Annotated in this window: 2 protein-coding genes; both read right to left on the bottom strand. The window is 67.0% G+C overall.

Annotated elements, in window-relative coordinates; genetic code table 11:
- Positions 1 to 23: 23 nt before the first annotated feature.
- Complete coding sequence (locus B4A72_RS03955; RefSeq protein WP_292978120.1) at positions 24 to 905, bottom strand: ParA family protein; 882 nt, start codon at positions 903 to 905, stop codon at positions 24 to 26.
- The coding region (locus B4A72_RS03950; RefSeq protein ID WP_292978119.1) for an FdhF/YdeP family oxidoreductase at positions 841 to 2,685 on the bottom strand (1,845 nt) is incomplete at its 5' end. The genes B4A72_RS03955 and B4A72_RS03950, both read right to left, overlap by 65 nt.

Raw genomic sequence — 2,685 nt, 5'->3', positions numbered from 1 at the left:
TTGCCCAGGACCGGCCGCGCGTCCTAGCGCGCGCTCAGTTGCCGCTCCACCTGGGTCCAGAGCGTGGAGAAGGCCTGGGCCGGGGGCGAATTGGGCGCGAAGGCGCCCAGCGGCTTGCGGCGGACCGTCATCTGTTCGACCGTGCTGGCCATGGGGATGGCGGGCCAGCCGGTCTGGCTTTCCAGCGCCGCGCGGTGCAGGCTGCGGCGGCGGTCGACCATCGAATAGACCGGCAGGATCGGCGCATGGGCGCCGCCGCGCTGCACCAGATAGCGCGCGACTTCCCCCATCGCCCGCTGCGACAGGGGCGAGGGGATGACCGGGATGACGATGATGTCGGCGGCGCGCAGCACCTGTTCGCTGGTTTCGGTGAGGCCGGGCGGGCAATCGAGGATGATGCGGTCATAATCGCGGCCCAGCGTTTCGATCAGCCTGGCGAGCCGTTTCTTCTTGTCCATCTCGCGGAAGAGATGATCGAGCCCGCGCAGCGAGGTGTCGGCGGCGATGAGGTCCAGCCCCGGCACGGTGGAGGGCTGGATCAGCTTGCGCACCTCCACATCCTTGCTGAAGATCGCCTGCGCCGCGTCGCGGCTGCTATGGTCGGTCGAGAGCAGCCAGCTGGACGCCGCCTGCGGATCGAGATCCCAGAGCAGGGTGCGGCGTTTCGAGATGCAGGCCGACGCCCAGGCGAGGTTGATCGCGAAGGTGGTTTTGCCCACGCCCCCCTTGAGACTGTAGACGGCGATGGTCGCCAGGGCCCGGTTCTGTGCGCTGTCCTTTGCCATGCGGGGGAAGCTACGGCTTCCTTGTGTCAAAGCAAAGGCGTAATCGCCAGGATCGTTACGCGGCCGGGCGGATAAGGACGGGGATCGTCTTATAGGCCGGCGTGCCGCTCTGCCGATCATGGCCGTCGAGAGGAAGCAGGCCGTTGGCTTCCGGATAATAAGCGGCGACGGAGCCGGGCGCGATGTCATGGTGGATCGCGGTCTGGCCGGCCAGGACGCGATCGGGCGCGGCCACGACATCGACCCGATCGCCATGGGCGATGCCGAGCCGCGCCATGTCGGCGGCGTTCATGAACAGGATATCGCGCCGACCGGTGATGCCGCGATAGCGATCGTTGAGGCCATAGATGGTGGTGTTATACTGGTCGTGGCTGCGAATGGTGGCGAGCATCAGCCGGTCTTCGAGGACATGCGCGCCGCCGTCCCCCGCCGTCAGGAAATGCGCCTTGCCATCGGGCGTCGGCCATTGGCGCTGCGCCGGGCCAACGGTCAGGCGGAAGCCGCCGGGCACGCGAACGCGATTGTTGAAGTCCCGAAAATCAGGGAACACCGCTTCGATCGCGTCGCGAATGCGATCATAGTCGGCGACCAGCCACTCCCAGTCGATGCCGCCGTCGCCCAGGGTCGCCCGGGCCATGGCCGCGACGATGGCCGGTTCGGACTTCAGCCCCTCGGCGGCGGGCTTCAGCCGCCCGCGCGAGGCATGGACCATCGACATGCTGTCTTCCACCGTCACCCATTGAGGGCCGCTTGCCTGCACGTCGAGTTCGGTCCGCCCGAGACAGGGGAGGACGATCGTTTCCCGCGCCGGAAGCAGGCAGGACCGGTTGAACTTGGTGAGGATATGGACGGCGAGATCGAGCTTGCGGAACGCCGGGAAGCAGAGCTGCGGGTCGGGCATGGCGACAGCCAGATTGCCGCCCAGCGCGATCAGCGCGCGAGCGTCGCCCGATGCCATCGCCGCCAGCGCCTCCACCGCGCTGTGGCCCGGCTTGCGCGGGCTGGCGATGCCGAACCGGGCGTCGAGCCGGGCGAGCATGTCTTCTTTGGGCAATTCGGTGATGCCCACGGTGCGATCGCCCTGGACATTGCTGTGCCCGCGTAGGGGGCAGATGCCGGCGCCCGGCCGGCCGAAATTGCCGCGCATCAGCAACAGATTGGCGATCTGCTGGACATTCTGCGTCCCGTGGCGGTGCTGGGTGATGCCCATGCCATAGCAGATGATGACGTTGCGCGCCGTCGCGTAGACCTGCGCCATGCTTTCCATCGCCGCGCGGCTGAGGCCGCTGCCCTGTTCCAGCGCTTCCCAGTCCTGCACGTCGATTTCAGCGCGCAGTGCTTCGATGCCGACCGTATGTTCGGCGATGAAGGCGCGGTCGAGCAAGCCGGGGCCGCCCGCCGCCAGATCCTGCGCATCGGAAGCAAGCAGCGCCTTCATGATCCCGCGCAGCATCGGCAGGTCGCCGCCGACCTTCACCTGGTGATAGGCCGAGGCCAGCCGCGTCGCTTTGGGCGTGAGCATTTCGGTCGGATGCTGGGGCGACTTGAAGCGTTCCAGGCCGCGTTCCCGCAACGGGTTGGCGACGATGATCGGCACGCCCCGCCGCGCCGCCGCCGCCAGGGTGGAGAGCATGCGCGGATGGTTGGTCCCGGGATTGTGCCCGATGCAGAAGATCGCGTCCGCCTGGTCGAAATCCTCCAGCGTCACCGACCCCTTGCCCAGACCGATGGACTTGGCGAGACCTACGCTGGTCGCTTCGTGGCACATGTTCGAACAATCGGGGAAATTGTTGGTGCCAAATGCGCGTGCGAATAGCTGATAAAGGAAGGCCGCTTCATTGGAGGCGCGGCCCGAGCAGTAGAATTCGGCCTGATCCGCATGATCGAGCGCGTTGAGGCC

It is taken from the genome of Paracoccus sp. UBA5162 (assembly GCF_002413585.1).
In the GTDB taxonomy this organism is placed as follows: domain Bacteria; phylum Pseudomonadota; class Alphaproteobacteria; order Rhodobacterales; family Rhodobacteraceae; genus Paracoccus.
Note: the sequence above shows the minus strand (reverse complement) of the source record. Positions and strands in the feature narration are given on the sequence as shown.

What these genes read in the sequence shown, in the direction of transcription:
- B4A72_RS03955 (WP_292978120.1), bottom strand. Translation starts at nt 905, where the DNA reads ATGATCGGCAGAGCGGCACGCCGGCCTATAAGACGATCCCCGTCCTTA.